The sequence below is a fragment of the Enterovibrio sp. FF113 genome (assembly GCF_041439165.1).
Classification (GTDB): Bacteria; Pseudomonadota; Gammaproteobacteria; order Enterobacterales; family Vibrionaceae; genus Enterovibrio; species Enterovibrio norvegicus_A.
The window spans coordinates 33,576-56,188 of sequence record NZ_JBGONO010000016.1 but is presented as its reverse complement, the minus strand read 5'-3'; the positions used below and the strand labels follow the sequence as shown (position 1 = coordinate 56,188).

The 22,613-nt window shown below is 47.0% G+C and carries 17 protein-coding genes; 5 read left to right on the top strand and 12 right to left on the bottom strand.

The window, feature by feature from the left end; genetic code table 11:
* The first annotated feature begins 147 nt into the window (after window positions 1-147).
* The 3 genes from cysB to ACED36_RS13950 all read left to right on the top strand — a co-directional run bounded on the left by cysB (window position 148) and on the right by ACED36_RS13950 (window position 3,187).
* The gene (gene cysB / locus ACED36_RS13960; RefSeq protein WP_016960521.1) at window positions 148-1,122 is read left to right on the top strand and encodes an HTH-type transcriptional regulator CysB; all 975 of its coding nucleotides are present in this window, start codon (window positions 148-150) and stop codon (window positions 1,120-1,122) included.
* A gap of 127 nt (window positions 1,123-1,249) precedes the next feature.
* Window positions 1,250-2,464, top strand: coding sequence for a methyltransferase (locus tag ACED36_RS13955; protein ID WP_017007241.1), 1,215 nt, complete (start codon window positions 1,250-1,252; stop codon window positions 2,462-2,464).
* Window positions 2,465-3,187, top strand: a complete 723-nt coding sequence (locus tag ACED36_RS13950; protein WP_016960519.1) for a sulfite exporter TauE/SafE family protein — start codon at window positions 2,465-2,467, stop codon at window positions 3,185-3,187.
* Window positions 3,188-3,265: 78 nt separating this feature from the next.
* Here the strand turns inward: ACED36_RS13950 and ACED36_RS13945 are convergent, their stop codons facing one another.
* Window positions 3,266-4,153: a DUF3943 domain-containing protein gene (locus ACED36_RS13945; RefSeq protein ID WP_016960518.1), complete on the bottom strand. Its 888-nt coding sequence runs from the start codon at window positions 4,151-4,153 to the stop codon at window positions 3,266-3,268.
* Between the two features lie 467 nt (window positions 4,154-4,620).
* On the opposite strand from ACED36_RS13945, the gene ACED36_RS13940 reads away from it, so the two are divergent.
* Window positions 4,621-5,874: a CinA family nicotinamide mononucleotide deamidase-related protein gene (locus tag ACED36_RS13940; protein ID WP_241819045.1), complete on the top strand. Its 1,254-nt coding sequence runs from the start codon at window positions 4,621-4,623 to the stop codon at window positions 5,872-5,874.
* A 68-nt stretch (window positions 5,875-5,942) separates the two neighbouring features.
* On the opposite strand, the gene glsA is transcribed toward ACED36_RS13940, so the two are convergent.
* From glsA to ubiG, 11 genes are all read right to left on the bottom strand, one after another.
* Entirely contained in the window at window positions 5,943-6,884 is a 942-nt protein-coding gene (glsA, locus tag ACED36_RS13935) for a glutaminase A (protein WP_016960516.1), read from the bottom strand.
* Window positions 6,881-8,428 carry a putative glutamine/gamma-aminobutyrate antiporter GadC gene (gene gadC, locus ACED36_RS13930; RefSeq protein WP_016960515.1) on the bottom strand — a complete coding sequence of 516 codons (1,548 nt, stop codon included), beginning with the start codon at window positions 8,426-8,428 and terminating at the stop codon, window positions 6,881-6,883. Before gadC ends, glsA begins: the two co-directional genes overlap by 4 nt.
* An 86-nt stretch (window positions 8,429-8,514) precedes the next feature.
* On the bottom strand, window positions 8,515-9,894 hold the full coding sequence (locus ACED36_RS13925) for a glutamate decarboxylase (protein ID WP_016960514.1): 1,380 nt from the start codon (window positions 9,892-9,894) through the stop codon (window positions 8,515-8,517).
* A gap of 344 nt (window positions 9,895-10,238) precedes the next feature.
* Window positions 10,239-11,522 (bottom strand): TRAP transporter large permease, encoded by a 1,284-nt coding sequence (locus tag ACED36_RS13920; protein WP_026024056.1) that lies wholly within the window; start codon window positions 11,520-11,522, stop codon window positions 10,239-10,241.
* Between the two features lie 9 nt (window positions 11,523-11,531).
* Window positions 11,532-12,008: a TRAP transporter small permease gene (locus ACED36_RS13915; protein WP_016960512.1), complete on the bottom strand. Its 477-nt coding sequence runs from the start codon at window positions 12,006-12,008 to the stop codon at window positions 11,532-11,534.
* Window positions 12,009-12,080: 72 nt separating this feature from the next.
* The gene (locus ACED36_RS13910; RefSeq protein WP_016960511.1) at window positions 12,081-13,094 is read right to left on the bottom strand and encodes a C4-dicarboxylate TRAP transporter substrate-binding protein; all 1,014 of its coding nucleotides are present in this window, start codon (window positions 13,092-13,094) and stop codon (window positions 12,081-12,083) included.
* A 361-nt stretch (window positions 13,095-13,455) separates the two neighbouring features.
* Window positions 13,456-13,746: a 2Fe-2S iron-sulfur cluster-binding protein gene (locus ACED36_RS13905; protein ID WP_016960510.1), complete on the bottom strand. Its 291-nt coding sequence runs from the start codon at window positions 13,744-13,746 to the stop codon at window positions 13,456-13,458.
* The gene (gene nrdB / locus ACED36_RS13900; protein WP_016960509.1) at window positions 13,743-14,876 is read right to left on the bottom strand and encodes a class Ia ribonucleoside-diphosphate reductase subunit beta; all 1,134 of its coding nucleotides are present in this window, start codon (window positions 14,874-14,876) and stop codon (window positions 13,743-13,745) included. The genes ACED36_RS13905 and nrdB overlap by 4 nt, the downstream gene beginning before the upstream one ends.
* 66 nt (window positions 14,877-14,942) lie before the next feature.
* Window positions 14,943-17,222, bottom strand: coding sequence for a class 1a ribonucleoside-diphosphate reductase subunit alpha (gene nrdA / locus ACED36_RS13895; protein WP_017007243.1), 2,280 nt, complete (start codon window positions 17,220-17,222; stop codon window positions 14,943-14,945).
* Window positions 17,223-17,622: 400 nt separating this feature from the next.
* Complete coding sequence (locus ACED36_RS13890) at window positions 17,623-18,279, bottom strand: HAD family hydrolase (RefSeq protein ID WP_371733437.1); 657 nt, start codon at window positions 18,277-18,279, stop codon at window positions 17,623-17,625.
* A gap of 72 nt (window positions 18,280-18,351) precedes the next feature.
* A complete protein-coding gene (gene ubiG / locus ACED36_RS13885) occupies window positions 18,352-19,065 on the bottom strand; it encodes a bifunctional 2-polyprenyl-6-hydroxyphenol methylase/3-demethylubiquinol 3-O-methyltransferase UbiG (RefSeq protein WP_016960506.1) in 714 nt (237 codons plus the stop codon).
* 658 nt (window positions 19,066-19,723) lie between these two features.
* On the opposite strand from ubiG, the gene gyrA reads away from it, so the two are divergent.
* Window positions 19,724-22,432, top strand: coding sequence for a DNA topoisomerase (ATP-hydrolyzing) subunit A (gene gyrA / locus ACED36_RS13880; protein WP_371733436.1), 2,709 nt, complete (start codon window positions 19,724-19,726; stop codon window positions 22,430-22,432).
* The last annotated feature ends 181 nt before the right edge of the window (window positions 22,433-22,613 follow it).

Here is a 22,613-nt window from a genome sequence, read left to right as displayed (position 1 = left end):
TGTTTCAGCCTGCATTAATATCAGCAACACCGCAGCCAGTTTGTCGGTATTTTGGGCGCTGTGTAATGGTTATGCATCTCAGCACTTCGTCCGCTTGCCAATACACGATATAACATATGTAGAATCATTCACGGTTACTACAACCTTATGAAATTACAACAACTTAAATACATCGTTGAAGTGGTCAATCACGACCTCAATGTTTCTTCGACGGCGGAAAGTCTTTACACCTCGCAGCCGGGGATCAGTAAGCAAGTTCGCGCGTTGGAAGACGAACTGGGGGTGCAAATATTTGGTCGCAGTGGAAAACACTTAACCAAGCTGACACCCGCAGGAGAACAAATTGTTGATATTGCAAGAGATATCTTGTCTCGTGTGGATAGTATCAAGTCAGTAGCTTACGAATACACCACACCCGATAAAGGTAAACTCAACATCGCAACAACCCATACTCAAGCAAGATATGCGTTGCCTGATGTCATATCTCGTTTTGTGAAGCGCTATCCGAATGTTTCTTTGCACATGCATCAGGGCGCGCCAAGCCAGATCGCCGATTTGGTTCTGAAAGGAAAGTCCGATTTTGCTATCGCGACAGAGGCATCCCATCTCTATGAAGATTTGGTCATGCTGCCTTGCTATCACTGGACACGGTCTCTGATTGTGAGAAAAGACCATCCTTTGGCGCGGCGTTCTGCCGTGACCATTCATGATATTGCGCGTTTTCCATTGGTTACTTATGTTTTTGGCTTTACTGGACGCTCTTGTCTTGACAGTGCGTTCAATAACGCCAAGCTGAAGCCGAATATTGTGTTTACAGCAACAGATGCAGACGTTATCAAAACGTATGTTCGCCTTGGCATCGGTATTGGGGTGATGGCGAGTATGGCCTATGACAAAGACCTGGATGAGGATTTGGTCGCTATTGATGCCAGCCACATCTTTGATGCAAGCACGACACGCATCGGTTTTAGGCGTGGCACGGTGCTGCGTAATTACATGTATGATTTTATCGAGAGTTTTGCGCCGCACCTTGATAGGAATACCATTGATACCGCCATGCAGATTAAAGATCCCAGCGAGTTAGATAGCTTCTTTGCACCGTTTGAGCTCCCTATTAGATAGCGTTAGACGCGGTGTACCATATTGTAAGTGCTCTGCTATTCGTGCAGATTTAGGTGTTTTTGCCGCTTTTACGGTGCTATATACTCGGGTATACACTGTTTGTGTCGGCTGATAGTTGGAATTCACCTTGTCTCAATCCTTCCTCGTTCAAAAAGAGCGTTTTCTGCAAATTGATGCCTTACTGCAGCGTCATGTTTCGCTATGGCAAGGAATGCCTTTTGATTGTCTTGATCTGCCGTGGAGAGCTTCTCATCCTGAGCTATGCCAATGGTTAGATTTGCTGTGTCTAAAAGAACTGCAAGCGTATAAGGAATCGCCAGAGCGGTTAGCAGAGACGGTGAAAGCGTGGCTGCCTGAGGCGGCTCAGTTGGTATCATTATGTGGCACTGAAGTAGAACCCCAAAATGGGCCAGAGATACATTGCGACAGCCATATTGCTACAGGTATCCCAGGTCGAAAGTGGTCGCAGATAACTGCTTTCAACAGTGCGATACCACTATCTAGCAAGGGTGCCTGGTTGGAGTGGTGCGCAGGGAAAGGGTATTTAGGGCGTGTCATTTCTGCTACACGTCAGGTTGGTGTCACCAGTCTAGAATGGCAGGAAGCGCTGTGCCAAGACGGCCAGGCTTATGCCAATCAACATCAGTTACCGATGCATTTTGTCCAAGGTGATGCATTTTCCCCCGAGAGTGAATTACTGGTCAGTCATTGTGATCATGCGGTAGCGTTGCATGCCTGTGGTGACTTGCACGTGACACTGTTACGCCATAGTGTGAAAGCCAAACCGCAAAGTCTTTCTGTCTCACCTTGTTGTTATCATCTGATCAATGAAGTCTACTATCAGCCATTGTCCATTGTGGCGACGGGCTCTTTACTGTCCTTGAGTCGTCACGATCTAAAGCTGCCACTGCAAGAAACCGTCACCGCAGGGAAAACGGTGCGAAACAAGCGTATTGTTGAAGTGAGTTTTCGCTTGGGCTTTGATAGCTTGCAGCGTGCTCTAGGCCATAGTGACAGTTATCTGCCTGTACCCAATATACAAAAGTCTTTGTTAAATGAAGGCTTTGAGGCATTTTGCCGATGGGCTGCTGATAAAAAAGGTATTTCCATTCCAGATAACACAGACTTTGCAGCTTTTCTCTCGCAGGGAGAGCAAAGGTTTTCGACCGTTGAAAAAATGGAAACCATACGTACGCTGTTTCGCCGACCATTAGAGATGTGGCTGGTTCTCGATAGAGCGCTGTTTCTGAGCGAAAACGGTTTTGATGTCGACGTAACTACATTCTGTGCGCGTGAGTTGACGCCGAGAAATCTTCTTATTCAAGCCACAAGGAAAGGCTAAATGGAACTGAGCTATGAACAGCTCATCATGGTGATGTTGGCATTGGGTTTGGGCGCGTTTGTTCAAAGCATTATTGGCTTTGGGCTGGCGATTGTTGGCGCACCCCTCCTTATGATGATCGAACCTTCGCTGGTACCAGCGACCGTCACGTTGGTAACCTTGTTTCTTGCCATGGTGAATACGTGGCAATATCGCCGTCAACTGTCATTGCGCGGTATTGGTTGGGCTTTTGTTGGCCGTATCCCTGGTACCTTTGTTGCTGGCGCATTGCTGTTGTATCTCTCAATCAATGCGTTAGAAATTATCATGGGGCTAGCTGTTTTGTTTGCGGTTGTCGCTAGTGTGTTCAAGTTTTCTGTGGAGCCGAGCAATAAGAATATGTTTTGGGCGGGCTTTGCTGCTGCGGTTATGGGCACAACAACCAGTATTGGTGGTCCACCAATGGCATTGGTTTTGCAGAAAATGGACATTGTTAAGTTAAGAGCAAACTTGGCAGGTTACTTTATTTTTAGCTGTGCCATATCTCTTGTTGTGCAGGGAATGACTGGCTATTTCGAATGGTGGCATGTCAAAGTCGGTGTTATGTCGTTGCCCGTTGTATTTCTTTGTTCGTGGGTAGCGTTTAAAGTGGCACCGCGTGTTCGTGCTGAATGGGTAAGACACGGCTTGCTGATTCTATGCTCGTTTGCTGGTGTGACAACATTCGTACGTGGTTTTTCCTGAATCAAAAAAAGCCGACATACATCATGTCGGCTTTTTCTTACCAGCACATTTCAGTGTGCAGTATCAAACTATTCGTTATTAAAACTTCAAGCTGACTTGCATACTAATAAACTGGCTGTCGTAAGGTGCGCCCGCATCTGCTGCATACCGTGCGGCTTCTTGGTTGTTGAACCAAGGGTCATAATTCATGCGCACGTCAGTGTCACCCTGCCACATGTCGGTTATCCAGTGGTGGATATGTCCGACAGGGTTAAGGAAGAACAAGCTGACGCCACCCATTGTGTCTGAGCCCATGACTTCGCCGCCGTTAGCGACAATATCTTGTTCAGTGAGGTACATCCATTCACCGACAGCTGCACCAAATAATGGTGTCACGATAATATCTTGGATAGATGGCACTTCAGCGAAACTCTCTACACCATATTCCCAGAAGAACGTCGACATGGTGAATGAGTACAAGAATGACTCGAATTCATTGAAACCAGAGTGACGCGCAGCCGTATAGTAAACACCGCCAAAGTAAGGGTGCATCACGTAGTTCAGGTAATGGTCGTCCTGGTCCCAGACTGGACCCGCAGACACATTGTCCCACCATTTACTGGAAAGGTTACTAAAGTCGCGATCTTCTGCTGTCCAGTTAGTGACGCTTTCAGGCAGTAATGTCATCAAGCCGACGGTCGCGACACTTAAACCCAAAATGGTATAGGTTTGACCCATCAGGTAGTCCCAGTCTTTTTCTGGGGCCGTAGACAAATATTTTGGTAGACGGTGCGCTGGAGCTTCGTTAAAACGAAGCGCATTGTCTTGGGGTTGTGTTTGCGCCTGGTTCAATGCAAGCGTGTCGAAGCCATAGTTGCTCGAATAGTTATAAGCTTGCTGCTCGAAATCGAGGGTAGATGCATCAAAAGCAAAGGCCGATTGAGCACAGAACAGAGCGGCCGCAGCCACGGTTGAGCGATAGCGCACGTAGGATCTCCCACACAACAAAATGCCAAACCATTCAGCAATGTGTTTTGCTGGTAAGGCCTGGCAAGAAAAGTGTTTAGTAATAAGATGTTATTCAGTCGGTGTTCAGCGAAATACGTCCATGATAACAACACCGATACGGAAGGCGTTAAACCGATACCGCGTACCAATTGTGAGGCACTCACAATTAAGCCGCTAATCATAGCAATGGAAAGGCCCATATTTCCACCAAAAACTTGATAGAGGTCGCACTTTTGTCTTGGTTGAGAGAGCTAATTTCTCTTTAAGTGGGAAGTCTGACGAGAAAATCAACCTAAACCCAGTTCGCCTAGCGGGTTCGAAGCATGAAGTTTCCTAAGGAAAAAACGGCATACTACGATTCATGCGAATAAAAGATATCGCGGGTTGCGATAGCGGTAAGTGTCTGGGCATAATGGATTTACGTCATGGCATACAAGGAGATATCGGTGGGACAGAGCAAACTTCGGGTCGCAATGTTAAGTACTGGCGAGGAAGTGCTGCACGGTGATATCACCGATACCAATGCAGCTTGGTTATCGAGACGCTGTTTTGAGGAAGGCTTTGCTTTGCATCGTCGAGTCACTGTCGGTGATGCGGTAGATGATATTGCCATTGAATTGGTGAGATGCAGTCAAGTTTCCGATGTGGTGATCGTGAATGGTGGGCTTGGGCCAACCACAGATGATCTGACCACTGAAGCCATGGCGATGGCCATGAACGTTGACCTTGAATTAAATAATCACTGGCTAACCGAGCTCAAAGAGCGGTTTGAAAAAAACGGTAAAGCCATGCCGAAAAGCAACATTAAGCAGGCAATGCTCCCTGAAGGTGCCGAACTAGTGGATAATCCAGTGGGCAGTGCGTGTGGATTTGCCGCGACACTTAATGATTGTCTGTTCTTCTTCACGCCGGGTGTACCAAGTGAATTCAAGCACATGTTTGAGAATGAAATTGTGTCACGTCTTCAAACACGATTTCCTAATACGAAAAAGCAAGAAATTCAACGTCTGTACACCTTCGGTTTTTCCGAGTCCCTTCTTAACGACAAGTTAGAAGCGCTCGCACTGCCAGATGATTTTGAACTGGGATACCGTTCATCGTTACCTTTTATTGAGGTAAAGCTGTTCTCTCCGCGTCAACACTCCGATATTTCGTTGATCACCGATGCGATACGAAATGTGTTGGGTGATCGCTTAGTGGGTGACGGTGTGCCGATGCTTGAAACTGTCGGTGGTTTGCTGTCGCAGGAAAATACAACCATTGCAGTGGCTGAAAAATTCTCTGGCGGGTATTTGGCTAATTGGCTAAATCAGGCAGAGGAAACGAAAGAGGCGTTCGTTCAGGGGTGGGTGCTCAGTGACTCGACACTGATTACGGATAGTGAATATAACCCGCTCGCGGCGGTCTTAGCGATGGCAACGGCGTCTCGCGAAAATGCAGGTGTAAACATCGGATTGGCATGTGGAAACATGGAGGCAGGGCGTGTTGCTCTGGGGCTTTCTGCTGCAGATGGTGATTGGGGTATTATAGTGAAGCCTCGTCGTTCTCAGTCCAACGAGAACTTTCGCTGTTACACGGCGACCATGTTGCTTGATATGTTAAGGCGTTATCTTTCGGGGCACACGATGTTCCCAGATATCGCTTCGTTGGTGACGCTAGAATCGCTGCACATTCCTGTCGAAGCTGACGATGCGAATTGATACCCATTGAAGTATTTAGAGAAAAACGCCTGACATTGTCAGGCGTTTTTTTGATTCGCTAAAAGCTGTTACGAAGCATACAAGTTGAGATTCAGTGTCTTAGCAACATGAGAAATCATCCGTTGCGCGCGAACACTATTGCCGGACTCATCCAAGGGTGGGGAGAAGGCAGCAATACCCAGCTTGCCAGGGGCGACCGCCAACACACCACCACCCACCCCGCTTTTACCGGGCATGCCGACTTCAAATGCCCAATCACCTGAGTAGTCATACAGACCTTCCATCGTCATCTCTGCCAGTATGGGTGCAACATTGCCCGCTGAGATGACTTGCTCTCCAGAGATAGGGTTCTTACCGCGATTCGATAATGTTGCACTCAGCACCGCAAGATCTTTGCAGGTGACCAAGGTTGAGCATTGCCGCGTGTAGACATCAACAGCTTCCATTGGGTCGCAGAAACAGTTGCCCGCCGCATACAGAATCCATGCAATACCGCGATTGTGAAAGTTGGTGGTTTGCTCAGACGCATTGATGTCATCAGAAAGCACAATATTTCCAGCCGTGATCCGTTGCTGCATGTCTAGAATACGCGCCCATCGTGTTTCAGGGTCAGAGGCGGTGAGCAAGCTGACACTCGCCATCGCCCCCGCGTTAACGAGAGGTGACAATGGTTTGTCCTGATGTTCACAAAGTGCCACAACAGAATTGAAAGGCAACCCGGTAGGCTCTGCGCCAATTTTTTCACGCACCATTTCTGGGCCAACATCCTCCATCAGTAAAGCCAATGTCGGCACCTTCGAGATGGATTCAATCGCGAAACCATAACTGCTATCGCCTGCCTGATAAATGTCACCATCTGCAGTGACAATCACCAATGCCGCAAGATCGGAAGGCACAGAAGCGAGGTATGGGATATAGCTTGCGTTCTCGCCCCCTGGTAACGCCCGAAATTGAGCATAAGTTTCATCCACTAACGTTTGCAGGGCTTCGGGAGACGGTAATGCACTCATGATGCTTCTCCTTTACCTTCACGATGAATCGCCGTTACGGCTTCAGTGTGTGTGACAGATTCGTTTTTAAGGCCAGGGTGAACGCCTTCAATTTGCCAAGTAAACGGCGCAAAATCTGAGTTCTCGTCTCGCCAATGCGGTTTGCGAATGGCATAGATAACAAAGGGAATCGTGATAAAGACAACGCTTAACCCTACCAGTATTGACATGAACACGGTTGGGCTGCCAACAGCAATCTGGCTTGGTGGAATAAAGCTAAAAGCAAAGGCAATGGCAGAACTTGTGAAACCAACGCCAGCAAAAAGATATAAGCCTTTTTTCCCACCGGGAACATTGTACGGGCGCGGACGATTAGGCTGACTAAAGCGCAGATAAATCGCGGCTGAAAACATCAGCATATATAGGGTGAGGTAAATCACCGCGGCCAGTTGACTCAGAATTTGGTAAGCCGCTTCGACGGAGGGCAGCACGACAAAGGTTATCGCGAGAAAGCTTACGATGATGCCTTGCACCAAAAGGATATGGGTCGCCATTCCGTTTTTGTTGGTCTCTTGCCAAAACCGCGGCATATAACCCGCTTTTGCCACTTCAAGTAAACCGGTCGAGGGACCCGCTACCCAAGTCACAATACCGGCGAGCACGCCAATGGCGAGGCAAATAGCCATAATTGGCCCCAGAAAGCTCAGGCCCGCCCAGCGGAACATATCAAAATAGGCCACAAGCAGACTTTGTGTGAGATTGATGTCGGTACTGGGTATAACAAAGGCGATGGCAAGTGTACCTAGCACAAAGATCACGACGGTACCTAGCGCAGCAATACCTATGGCGATCGGGTAGGAGCGCGTTGGATTATCTAGGTCTTTCACGTGAATCGCATTCATTTCCATCCCCGCATAAAACAGGAAAATACTGGCCGCGAGTACCACGTTATTGAAGTTAGAAAAGTCGGGGATAACGTCTTTCCACGCCATCTCTATTTGGATTTTCTCGCCGCTGAACAGAAAAGCAAAACCAAGCAAAATAAGGATGATCGCGGGGATGATGGTGCCGATGATCCCACCCCACTTGGACAGCAAAGTAAATGCTGAAACACCACGAAAAGCGATGAAAGTGGCAAACCAATAGATAGCCAGCACAATGGCCAGAACAAAGAATTTATTTTGTGACAAGGCTGCATCAAAGGTTTGATCGGGGCCAATGAAGGCCAGTGATACAGCACCAAAGGTGAGCGCAGTGGGGAACCATACACACACTTGAACGAACAGCAGGAACATGGCCATAAAGGCTAACCTTGGACCAAAGGCTTCTCCGACCCAACGGAAGATCCCTCCTTTTTCTGGCCACCCAGTAGCAAGTTCCGCAGCCACCAGTGAAACAGGCACGAGGAAAAATACGGCGGCAAACGCATAATAAAATACAGAGCTGAGCCCGTATTCTGCTTCAGCGGGTAAGCCACGCAGACTCACCACGGCCACAACATTCATAATGGCAAAAGTGAAAACGCTGATTTTGCCGACTGATGAGGCACTGATTTTCTTATCCATCTTTTAATCCTTAGATATGAAGGCCACGGTTTATTTGTGGCCTTTGGACTAAATTGAACGATTCATCGACGCTGTGATGCTCAGTATCAGCCGTGATGGAACGAGGAAGTGGTACCGGATTTTGCTTGCGGGTACTGCTTGAAGTAGTCGATACACCGCTTAAGGTCCTCTAACAGCATCGCAACCATATCTAAGCTAACGCCATGACGGATCATGATGCGCTGTATGACGGTGTCTTGGCGGTTGCTTGGTAGGGGATAAGAAGCAATTTGCCATCCTCGCATTCGCATCCGATCGGATAAGTCATACAGAGTGAAGCCCCAATCGCCTTCTTTTAGGCTGTAGCTGAGTGCAGGAAGTCCACCACGGCCATCGTAGAAGAGATCGAAAGGACCAATTTTGGCAATTTCATCTGCTAGCCATTGTGCTGTGCTGAAACACGATTCGTGAATGCCTTTGTAGCCTTCAAAACCAAGACGCAGAAAGTTGTAGTATTGCGCGACGATTTGACCGCCGGGACGAGAAAAATTGAGCGCGAATGTTGGCATATTCCCGCCGAGGTAATCGACATCAAACACGAGTTCCTCGGGCAGATGTGCCTTATCTCGCCATACTACCCAGCCCACGCCAAGAGGCGCCAGTCCGTACTTATGACCAGAACTGTTGATGGAGACAACGCGAGGTAGCCGGAAATCCCACTTCAATTCCGGGGTAACAAACGGCGCAATAAAGCCGCCCGAAGCACCATCAACGTGAATGGGCACATCGAGTCCGGTCTGTGCTTGGAGCTCATCGAGTTTTTGTGAAATGGTTTCAACGGGTTCGTACACGCAGGTGTAGGTCACACCTAAGGTAGGCACGACGCCTATCGTATTTTCATCTACGTATTGAGAGAGCTTGTCTGGGTTCATTCCCACTTCATCGCCGTCGAGTGGGATTTCACGCATTTCTACATCGAAGTAGCGGGCGAACTTATGCCAGCAGATTTGTACGGGGCCGCAGACAATATTGGGCTTGTCAGTCGCAAGGCCTAAGGCTTCGCGTTTTTTGCGCCAGTTCCATTTCATAGCAAGGCCACCGAGCATGGCAGCTTCTGATGAACCCGTGGTTGAGCAGCCGACGGTGGTGTCACTTTCCGGGCTATTCCAAAGTTTGGCGAGAATATGTACGCAGCGAGATTCAATTTCCGCAGTCTGCGGATACTCGTCTTTATCAATCATGTTCTTGTCGATACATGCGTCCATCAACTCGTGAACACTCGGCTCCATCCATGTTGAACAAAATGTGGCAAGATTTTGTCTGGCGTTTCCATCCATCAACAATTCATCACGTAACAACTGTGCAATCAACTCTGGAGATTGGCTATTGGCTGGTATGGCATGCTTAGGTAATTGAGTGCGGGAAAGAGCCTCTTCATAGAAATCTTCATTTTGAGGGTCTTGTTGTTTGGTGAAATGCAATCCCATTTTGTGTCTCCTGACGCGCTGGAAATGGTTGAGAAAAAGTGTTCTCTGACGAATGATTTCGTCCAGCTATCAGTATTGGAAAGGCAGAGAAAAAGAAGTGTTCAATAAATGAGATGATAACAGTAAAAAAGACGGTTTTTTGGACATCGCAATGCGGGGTGTGATTTTCTATCAATGTAATAACACGAAGAGTCGAGATATTAGCGAGAGATCGGTGGACGAGATTGTAGGCAATGTATCTTGACGATGGGAGTGAAAAAAACGCCGCAGAACCTGAATAAGCGTTTTGCGGCCTATTTTGGCAACAAGATATGCGATGGCATCTTGTTGAAACGATGAATCAATTAAAAAAGGTTTGGTAAGAACATCACCAGCCCTTCCCAGTAAGTCAGAATCATCAATACAGTCAGTAGTGCTGCCAGTAACGGCGCTACTTCTCGCACAAAATCAACCATCCTTACCCGAAGAATGGAGCAAACGGTAAACATCATTGAACCAAACGGTGGAGTGACACCACCAATCATGATATTGACGATGATAATGATACCGAAGTGAACTGGGTTGACGCCGAGATTGAGTACAGCGGGCAACAGCAGTGGTGTCAGGATAATCATTGCTGCGCCACCCTCAATGAACATACCAACAACGATCAGAAGAATATTGATGATGAGCAGCAACACGGCTTTGTCATCCGTCAGGCTAATAAGCATTGACGCAACGTCTTGAGGTATTTGCTCCAACGTCATGTAATACCCAAAGACCATTGCACCAATAATGATGAACATGACGCTGCTGGTGCCCTGAATGGTTTCGCGCAAAATGGCCGCAAAATGATGGATCTTTAACTCGCGATAGATAGCAAAACCAATGATGGTACAGAGCAATACGGCAATAGCGCCAGCTTCCGTCGGGGTAAAGAGACCAAAGCGCATGCCTAATATGATGCCAAACGGGATCAGCAACGCAGGTATCGCTTTGCCGAAGTAGCCGAGCCTTTCTTTTCCGCTCGCAGGGTGCTCCCGTGAAGGCTTGTATTTACGTTTTTTGGAAATGAAAGCAATAGTGATCATCAAGGCTGCAGCCATCATAAACGCAGGGACATACCCAGCGATAAACATGGAATGCACGGATACATTGGCAAGCAAAGCGAAAATGATCAGGTTGATACCTGGTGGTATAACAGGACTGATGCTTGACGACGCCGCAGTGACAGCGGCGGTGAAAGGCAAGTCGTAACCGCGTTTTGTCATCTCTGGTGCGAGTATCTTTGACTGCATGGCAGCATCCGCATTCGCCGACCCAGAAATGCCGCCCATCAAGGTACTGAGCAACACATTCACATGTGCTAATCCACCGACTTTATGTCCGATGAGTGAGTCTGCAAATGCCAGTAGATTTCGGCTTATTCCCGCGTAGTTCATGATTGAGCCAACCATGATAAAGAAAGGGATTGCAAGAAGTGGGAAGGAAGAAACCGTAGAGATGAACCGCTGCATGACCAAACTTACTGGGATGGAGTCATTGATGAATAGGAAGTAAAACATCGATGAAGCGATCAAGGAAAAGGCAATGGGTATGTTGAGAAGGAACAACACAAATAAAAGAATAATAGGTATATAGATATCCACAGCAGCCACCTATTGCGCTTTGTTAAGCGTGTCGTTATCTGACGGCTTCAAATCATCGATGATGAATCTGATGGTGTGAAACGCCATCAAAGAAAAGCAGACAACAAGAACGCTGTTAATTGGGAAATAAGACATGCCCATCACTGGGGTGACCTTTGTCGAAAGCATGGTGTAGCTGACGCTGAGGTAGGCCATCGTAACGTTGAGTACCAATAGGAAAAACGAGATGAAAAGTCTGAAATATCGCTGTCCACTCTGGGGGATGAAGCTCAAGATGACATCGACACCCATATGCAGCTTATGCTTGTAGCAAGAGCTAATGCCGAAGTAGACGGACCATGTAAAACAGATCACTGAAAGCTCTTCACTCCAAGGCACAACAAACCCAAAGCAATAGCGAAGAAAAACATTGATGATAACCACCACGACTGTGATGGAAATGGCGATTGAGGCCAAGATTTCTTCGAAGTTAGCTAGAAACCGCATGGTGACTCCAAGACAGTAAGGCTGAAAAGATCTAGCCCCAGCATGAGATGCGCTGGGGCAGAGGTTAGAGGCTTACTTAGCAGCGCGGATTTTTTCCAATTCTGCGTTGATAGTGCCGTGAACACCTTCGCTCCATGCAGGGAATTGATTATAGACATCAGCGGTTAGCTTGTTGAACGCGGCGGTATCCACATCATTGAACGTCACACCCTGTTCTTTAAGCTTTTGCTCGTACTCAGCGTCAAGCTTCACCAATTGCTCGGTGTTTGATACTGCACCGGCATTGATTTCTTCCATCACGATTTTTTGTTGTTCTGCGGTCAGTTTGTCCCAAACGCTTGGAGAGATGTAAAGGCCAACGGTGCCGAGGAAGTGGCCCGTTTTAGACATGTTCTTCGCCACTTCATAGATTTTGGTCGAATACATAGTCAGAATTGAACCTTCCAGTCCGTCAACCACGCCTTGCTGAACGCCTGCGTAGGTTTCTGGGAACGGCAATGCGGCTGGAGATGCGCCCATTGAGGACAGTGTATTGATGAAGAGCTGGCTACCTGGTACGCGAATACGCATTCCGTCCATGTCTTCTGGTGTATTGATTTCTTTATTGGTGATCATGTGACGGAAACCAAAGATGTAATCCGCGCTGAGCACTTTTATGCCTTTCTTCTCGACTTCTTCAGTTAACTTCGCAACGTAGTCGGTGTCCATCATCGCCAGGTATTCATCGTAAGAGGTATAAAGCATTGGCCCTGCTAGTGCGGCGAAATCAGGGACGTAATCGCCGAGGTAGCTTAAATCTTCAACCGCAATCCAGTTTGCGCCGTTTACAACTTGCTCAAGGTTATCTTTGTATACTGGGAGTTGGCCACCAGGGAAAACTTTGATGTTTACACCGCCGTCAGTGCGTTCTTTGATTTTATCAGCAACTTTAATCAACTCTTGAGTGAGGAGTTCATTTTGGGTGAAAACGAGACTCATATTGATTTTTACTGGGTCATTGTCGCTGGCGATGGCTGCAGTCGAGGCCATACCAAACCCAAATAAGGTTGTGGCAGAAAGTAAGGTTCCAAGTAATAGCTTTTTCATTCGGTCGTTCCCTTCTTTATTGATGAAAGTTCACTTTCTTTCATTGATTTTATATGCAACCGTGATTCTTGTTGCAGAAATGTAACGAGCTCTAGGCAAGATATAGTAAATGGGGTGAGTTTCACATGAACATATAAATGTTCATACGAACGCTGTGATCACGTTAACAAAGCTAAGGGAAGCGCTTTCTTGGCGGAAAGACCCGTGTTTAAAGGGCGTTGTTGGGGATATAAAAGCGGCTGCTCGTTTTCATATGAACATGTTTGAATTGGTGTGGTGCAAAACGCGGTTGAGGCAGTTGACGTTAAGCTAGTCAGCTTGGGTCAGAGTCTAGGAAGGGAATAGTGCCGCGAAGGCTGATTCAGAGGTTCGCGGCTTTTTTAGTGACTAAAGAAACCTGGTAATCAAATTCTAGGTCCACGCTTTCACGTGGTGTAGAACGGCATGTAAGGATTTCACCTGCGGCCAGATAAGCCATCGCATCTTGTTGAGAAACGGCGCCTTTGTCCAACTTGCAACGACACGCGCCGCAAACACCATTTCTGCATTGAAACTCAGGTTGCAACCCAGCCTGCTCGATTTGCTCAAGCAGAGGCTGGTGGGTATTTCCCACCAGCGCTTGTCCGTTCACTGTGATAGTGATTCGACTCATAGTTCGAAGTCACCCAGATCGTCCATATCAACATCGTTGTCGATTTGGCCAACCAGATAAGAGCTGATTTCAGCTTCTTGCGGTGCGACTTGCACGTTGTCAGAAGAAAGCCACGCATTAATCCAAGGAATTGGGTTTTGCGATGCACCCGGATAGGCTGATTTTAGGCCGACCGCTGCCATGCGCAGATTGGTAATGTACTCGACGTACTGACAAAGAATGTCTTTGTTCAAACCAATCATAGAGCCATCTTTGAATAGGTATTCTGCCCATTCTTTTTCTTGCTCGGCAGCTTCTTTGAACAGCGCAAAACACTCCTGCTCGCATTCTTTTGCGATTTCAGCCATTTCTGGGTCGTCATCGCCGCTGCGAAGAATGTTCAGCATGTGCTGTGTGCTTGTCAGGTGCAAAGACTCATCACGTGCGATTAGCTTGATGATTTTTGCGTTGCCTTCCATCAACTCACGCTCTGCGAACGCAAATGAACAAGCAAAGCTGACATAAAAGCGAATGGCTTCAAGCGCATTAACTGACATCAGGCACACATAAAGCTTTTTCTTCAGTTCACGTAACGACACAACCACGGTTTCGCCGTTTACTGTGTGTTCACCTTCGCCTAAACGGTGATAGTCACTGGTGGCCAGGATTAAGTCGTCATAATACTTAGCAATGTCATTTGCACGCTTGATGATCTGCTCGTTGGCAACGATGTCATCAAACACCACGGATGGATTGTTGACGATATTACGAATGATATGCGTGTAAGAACGAGAGTGAATGGTTTCAGAAAAAGACCATGTTTCAATCCACGTTTCTAGTTCAGGAATAGACACCAATGGCAGCAGAGCGACATTCGGGCTTCGGCCTTGAATGGAGTCCAACAGTGTTTGATATTTCAAGTTACTGATGAAAATGTGCTTTTCATGTTCTGGTAGCTTGTTGTAGTCGATGCGATCGCCTGATACATCAACTTCTTCGGGACGCCAGAAAAAGCTAAGTTGCTTTTCGATCAGTCTTTCGAAAATTTCATATTTCTGTTGGTCGTATCGCGCGACGTTAACAGATTGACCAAAGAACATTGGTTCTTTGAGTGCATTGTTGTTTTCTTTTGAAAAAGTGCTGTAAGCCATTGCTTTCAATATACCGTGTAGAATGAAACCTCAAAGAGGGAGCATGTGCTCCCTCCCGTTTGGGTATTAGATTTTACAAGCGCCGCCTGCGCAGTCATCGTCTTGTACTGCTAGATCTTGCTGCGCATCATCCGCACCGTCTCGGGTGTTGTGATAATACAAGGTTTTTACACCCAGCTTGTACGCTGAAAGCAAATCTTTCAACAGCAGTTTCATCGGTGTTTTACCGCCAGCTTGTTTGCTTGGGTCATAGTTGGTGTTTGCCGAGATCGCTTGGTCTACAAACTTCTGCATGATACCGACTAACTGTAGGTATCCATCATTAGATCCGATGTTCCATAGCAGTTCGTAGTTTTCTTTGTACTTGTCGTACTCAGGAACAACCTGCTTCAGAATGCCGTCTTTCGATGCTTTGACTGAAACAAAACCACGCGGTGGCTCGATGCCATTGGTTGCGTTCGAGATTTGTGACGACGTTTCTGACGGCATTAATGCAGACAGCGTCGAGTTGCGAAGGCCATGCTCAACGATTTCACCACGTAAGGTTTCCCAATCGTAGTGAAGTGGCTCTTCACAAACTTTGTCTAAATCGCGCTTATAAGTGTCTATAGGCAGCACACCTTGCGAGTAGGTTGTTTCGTTGAACGACGGGCAAGCGCCTTTTTCTTTTGCTAAACCCAAAGAGGCTTTCAGCAGGTAATACTGAATCGCTTCGAAGGTGCGGTGTGTTAGGCCATTCGCGCTTCCGTCAGAGTAGCGCACACCATTTTTCGCCAGATAGTAAGCGAAGTTGATCACGCCTACACCTAGAGTACGGCGGTTCATCGTCGCTTTGCGTGCCGCTGGCAGCGGGTAGTCTTGGTAATCAAGTAGAGAATCCAATGCGCGGATAGTCAGGTCGGCCAAGTCTTCCAGTTCATCCAACTCTTTAATTGCACCCAAGTTAAACGCCGACAGGGTACAAAGCGCAATTTCGCCATTGTCGTCTTCAACATTGGTCAGCGGTTTGGTCGGCAATGCGATTTCCAAACATAGATTTGACTGACGAATTGGCGCAACTTTTGGGTCGAACGGGCTGTGTGTGTTGCAATGGTCAACGTTCTGAATATAGATACGACCTGTTGATGCTCGCTCTTGCATCATCAAAGAGAACAGCTCAACAGCTTTCACTGTTTCACGTTGGATTGATGTATCTTGTTCATACTGAACGTAAAGACGTTCGAACTCTTCTTGATCAGCAAAGAATGAGTCATAGAGACCTGGGACATCCGATGGAGAGAACAAAGAGATGTTTCCACCCTTGATGAGTCGGGTGTACATCAGTTTGTTGATTTGCACACCGTAGTCCATGTGACGGACGCGGTTCTCTTCAACACCACGGTTGTTTTTCAGGACCAGTAGGTTCTCTACTTCGCGGTGCCACATTGGGTAGAACAATGTCGCTGCGCCACCGCGTACACCGCCTTGTGAGCAGCACTTAACGGCTGTTTGGAAGTACTTATAAAACGGGATACAACCGGTGTGGAAAGCTTCGCCGCCACGAATTGGGCTACCGAGTGCGCGAATGCGACCTGCATTGATGCCGATACCAGCACGCTGGCTAACATAGCGCACTATAGCGCTGGCCGTTGCGTTGATAGAGTCTAGGCTGTCATCACATTCGATCAGTACACACGAGCTGAATTGTCGAGTCGGCGTACGAACACCAGACATGATTGGCGTTGGCAGTGAGATTTTGAATTGTGACACTGCATCGTAGAAACGGCGAATATAAGCCAGGCGCGTTTCTTTGGGATAGTTAGCAAACAGACAAGCAGCAACCATGATGTACAAAAACTGTGCACTTTCGTAGATTTCACCAGTAACACGGTTCTGTACCAAGTATTTGCCTTCTAACTGCTTAACGGCAGCGTAAGAAAAGTTCATATCACGCCAGTGGTCGATATAACCGTCGAGAATGTTTAACTCTTCTTCTGTGTAGTCTTCCAATATGTGTTTGTCGTACTTACCCATATCGACCATTTTGCGGATATGTTCAACCAGTTTCGGTGGCTCAAACTGTCCATAGGCCTTCTTGCGCAAGTGGAAGATGGCAAGACGTGCCGAGAGGTATTGGTAGTCAGGCGTCTGTTCAGAGATTAGATCGGCAGCCGCTTTGATAATGGTCTCGTGGATGTCTTCAGTTTTAATACCGTCGTAAAATTGGATGTGAGAACGGAGTTCGACTTGTGATACTGAGACATTATCTAGATCTTTAGCTGCCCACTCGATAACGCGGTGGATTTTGTCTAGATCAATGTTTTCCTTCGCGCCACTGCGCTTTTGGACGGTAAGTTGTTGGTTCATTTATCTCGTTCCCGGTATTTCCTTGCTTGAAGACGTGTTTTTGAAACATTTCACAAATTGCAAGGAAGATTTGTGATCAATATTAAACTAATGGCGTACACACTCAAACACTATATGTAGGGGGTAGGCCTTACTTGAGTAACAAGATAGTGGTGCACTGATGATATTGCAAGTTGAGTAAATTGTGACTTCTGTGGATATCTTGGGGATGAAGATTGCCATGTTAGTGCTTACTAACTGTTTTGTCCCATAAGATGCAATGGCATAGAGAAATGCAACGATTTTTAGGGTACGGAATCAAATAAAAAAAAATATTATCCTTGCCTAGGAATGCAAACAATGTTTCAAGTTAACTAACTGAAAAGTGGTTATTTTATGTTCTCCATGCTTGTGACGAGGATCAGAATAATGACAGAATTCCTACAGCTTTGTTAAAAATAAGATCTGCATCCCACTCGATAGGGTTTTGCTCCGCGCCGATGTAACCCCAAGCAGCAACAGCAGAATGCATATCCGCAGCTTTAGCGGAGACAATGTCGTTTTTGATATCACCGACATATAAACACTCTGATGGCAGCATAGACAGTAAGCCTGCAGCGAAGATAAGTGGGTCAGGATGCGGTTTCGCTCGGCTGAGCGTGTCGGCACACACGAGTGCTTGTGTTTGTTCGAGTTCGGGAAAGTAGGGGAGTAACATTTCAGTAAGAAAGCCAGGCTTATTAGTGACAATACCCCATGGGATATTGCGCGCTGAGAGTTGCGCAATGAGATCGGTAACGCCCTCGTAAAACTTGGTGTCAGTGCAGATGTTTTTCTCATAGTGGTCAAGAAATGACAGCCGGAGAGAATCAATGTCTCTACCCTCTAGAGAGTCTCCAAACCCTGCACGTAATAGGCCGCGCGCCCCGTGACTGGTGTTAGCTTGAATTTGTGCGTCATTTAAAGGAGGAAGACCGTAGTCACGCAGGACACAGTTAGCGGCATTTGCCATATCGGGCGCGGTATCAAGTAGTGTGCCATCCAAATCAAACAACACAGCTTTGATCGTTCCTTTCATCGATTCATCCTTTAATCGCTGATCGCTAGTGACAAATTAGGGAAGTCAATTCCCGAACAAAAAAACGCCCGGTTATTCCGGGCTATGAGTATGTACGATGTAATTGACGTCTACATTACGAGGCGAGAGCCAGTATTTGTCTGTCAGCGGGTTGTAGTGGAGGCCCGTCATGTGCTGCTCAGTAAGCGGTGTGGCATCAATCATCTTTAACAATTCTGATGGTCGAATGAATTTATTGTGGTCATGGGTACCCTTAGGAACAATCTTCATCAGGTGCTCTGCGCCGACAATGGCAAACAACCAAGATTTTGTGTTGCGATTTAGTGTCGAGAAAAAGACATGACCGCCAGGCTTCACCATTTTTGCGCAAGCGGCAATCACTGAAGCTGGGTCAGGAACATGCTCCAGCATTTCCATGCAGGTGACAATGTCATAGTAATTGGCATGGGTTTCTGCATGTTCTTCAGCGGTAGACTGAATGTAAGATAAAGTAGTGCCTGTTTCCAAAGCATGTAATCGCGCGACAGTAAGAGGCTCTTTACCCATGTCGAGGCCAGTCACTTCAGCACCTTCGCGTGCCATGCTTTCTGCCAGAATGCCTCCGCCACAACCGACATCCAGTACTTTTTTACCGAAGACACCGGCACTGCGTTCAATCACATAATTCAGACGAAGAGGGTTTATTTGGTGAAGCGGTTTAAATTCGCCGTCGAAATCCCACCAACGAGAGGCCATGTCTTCAAATTTTTTTATTTCGGCTGGATCGACATTGAGTTGGGTCGTCATTGCGCAGTTATCCCTAAATTTTTTTTCATTATAACCGCTTTATAAAGATTAAAAACATCAACAAAGAAATGGAGCAGATATTAGAAATTAGGGGAGAGGGCAACTTGAAAGCCGGAGGCGTTGACCCCCGGAGTGAATGTTGAAGCTACATGATTTCTCGGTAAGAAAGTTAAGCTGCGTTGGTCACGGCAACGGCTGCCAGTAGGGCCAATAAAGTGTATTTACCGATAATTATTGCCATACCCACCGCATTGATTGCTTGATGTAACATAGCGCCTCCTTGCAAACACTTGATTGTGTTAGCCCCTATCTTTCCTTACTAAGAGAAGGGATATTGAGAGACGCTTCCCACTCTGATTTTCTTTCTTTTATTACATGACAAATCGTGAGCTAACGAATGTTGATCGTGCTCGATCCTTAAATATCCAGAGGACAGTGAAATATACGCCTACGCTTCTGTGAGCGATTCTGACAATTTTTTCTAGCTCTACCTTGTCACCGAGCATTTTTTCGCCCTGTCGTGCGTTAGAGCGCCAGATTAAGAGTAATTCGTGATTTATCTCGGGTTTAGGCTGTGACTCTTGGGCTGTTTTTGTGGTATTCTCACCGTCTTGCACGTAGTCATTTTTGACATACTTACCTGAGGGATATTGGCTCCATGAGCGATCTTGCTAAAGAGATCACGCCCGTCAACATTGAAGATGAGCTGAAAAGCTCATATCTCGACTATGCGATGTCCGTTATCGTTGGTCGTGCTCTTCCAGACGTGCGTGATGGTCTGAAGCCAGTACACCGTCGCGTTCTTTTCGCGATGAATGTATTAGGCAACGACTGGAACAAAGCATATAAAAAATCTGCCCGTGTTGTCGGCGATGTGATCGGTAAATACCACCCACACGGTGACAGCGCTGTTTATGACACCATCGTTCGTATGGCACAGCCTTTCTCGCTGCGTTACATGCTGGTTGATGGACAAGGCAACTTCGGTTCTATTGACGGCGATTCAGCGGCGGCAATGCGTTATACCGAAGTTCGCATGTCAAAAATCGCCCACGAACTGCTCGCTGATTTGGATAAAGATACTGTCGATTACGTTCCAAACTACGACGGTACTGAACAAATTCCAGACGTGATGCCAACGCGTATTCCAAACTTGCTTGTGAACGGTTCGTCCGGTATCGCAGTAGGTATGGCGACCAATATTCCTCCGCATAACCTGACTGAAGTGGTTAACGGTTGTTTGGCATACATTGAGAATGAAGAAATCAGCATTGAAGAGCTGATGACACACATTCCAGGTCCTGACTTCCCGACGTCAGCAATGATCAATGGCCGTAAAGGCATTGAAGATGCTTACCGTACTGGTCGCGGCAAGATTTATCTGCGCTCTCGCGCGGCAATCGAAGTCGAGAAGAACGGTAAAGAAACCATCATTGTTTCTGAAATCCCTTATCAAGTTAACAAAGCACGTTTGATCGAGAAGATTGCCGAGCTGGTTAAAGATAAGAAGATCGAAGGCATCAGTGCGCTACGTGATGAGTCTGATAAAGACGGCATGCGTATCGTGATTGAATGTAAACGTGATGCGGTCGGCGAGGTTATTCTCAACAACCTTTACTCACAAACGCAACTGCAAACCTCTTTTGGTATCAACATGGTCGCGCTGGACAATAACCAGCCACGCCTGTTCGGCCTGAAAGATATGCTGAAGTGCTTCGTGAATCACCGCCGTGAGGTGGTAACACGTCGTACTATTTACGAACTGCGCAAAGCGCGTGATCGTGCACATATCTTGGAAGGTTTGGCGATTGCCCTTGCGAACATCGATGAAATCATCGAAATGGTTCGTAACGCACAAACGCCAGCTATTGCCCGCGAACAACTGCAACTACGTGGTTGGGATTTGGGTACAGTAGCGGTAATGCTTGAAGCGACTGGTGTTGACTCGGCTCGTCCTGAATGGCTTGAAGATGAGTTTGGTGTTCGTGATGGAATGTACTTCCTGACAGAACAACAAGCCCAAGCAATTCTAGATCTGCGTCTGCACAAATTGACTGGTCTAGAGCATGGAAAGATCCTGGATGAATACAAAGAGCTGCTGACATTGATTGGCGAGCTGATGTACATCCTGTCTAATCCAGATCGTTTGATGGAAGTCATTCGTGAAGAGCTTGAAGCGGTACGTGATGAATATGGTGACGAGCGTCGCACTGAAATCACTGCAGCAAGCCATGACATCGATATTGAAGATCTGATCAATCAAGAAGATGTTGTTGTCACACTTTCTCATGCGGGCTACGTGAAGTATCAGGTTCTGTCTGATTACGAAGCGCAGCGTCGTGGTGGTAAAGGTAAGTCAGCAACACGCATGAAAGAAGAAGACTACATTGAACGTCTTCTCGTCGCGAATACTCATGACACCATTTTGTGCTTCTCAAGCCGTGGTCGCATGTACTGGTTGAAGGTTTATCAGCTTCCATTGGCATCACGTACTGCACGTGGCAAGCCAATTGTTAACCTACTTCCTCTTGAGCCGAATGAACGCATTACTGCGATTCTGCCTGTTAAAGAGTACTCAGAAGACAAGTTTGTCTTCATGGCAACCGGTGACGGTACTGTGAAGAAAACGCCGTTGACTGATTTCAGCCGTCCACGTAGCGCAGGTATCATTGCTGTTAACCTTCGTGAAGGTGATTCGCTAATTGGTGTTGATATCACCGATGGCACGCGTGACATCATGTTGTTCTCTTCGTATGGCAAGGTTGTTCGTTTCTACGAAAGCCCTGTTTATGATGAAGAAGGCAATGCGAAAGGTGGTGTTCGTGGCATGGGCCGTACAGCGGCTGGTGTTCGCGGTATTAAGTTGGCTGAAGGCGATAAAGTGGTTTCACTTATCGTTCCGAAAAACGAAGGCGATGTACTGACTGTGACCGAAAACGGTTACGGCAAGCGTACTGAACTTGGCCAATACCCAGCGAAGAGCCGTGCGACTCAAGGCGTTGTGTCTATCAAGGTTTCTGAGCGAAATGGTTGTGTGGTTGGCGCTGTCCAAGCGACCGACGGTGATGAGTTTATGATGATCACCAACGCAGGTACGCTAGTTCGTACTCGTGTTGCTGAAGTCAGCCAAGTGGGTCGAAATACCCAAGGTGTCACTCTGATCCGCACCAGCGAAGACGAAAAAGTGGTTGGTCTCCAACGCATCGATGAGCCAGAAGAAGAACTAATTCTGGATGAAAACGGCGAAGTTGTAGAGCAAGCACCTGCTGAAGCATCAGAAGCAACATCTGACGATGCGACAGTAGAAACACCTACAGACAAGCCTGAAGACGAAGGAACTGAAGACGAAGGAACTGAAGAGGAATAATCTTTCCTTTCATCCTCTGTCATAGAAAAACGCAGCTTAGGCTGCGTTTTTTTTATCTTCTTTCTAAAGGTCAAAGAAAGTCGAGCATATTTCCCGTTCCAATCCCTTAAAAAAGGTGATAAAACAAAACCAATACGAATTTTTTTTGGCTTTCTTTCTCACCTGATACAGGGCGCTGTCG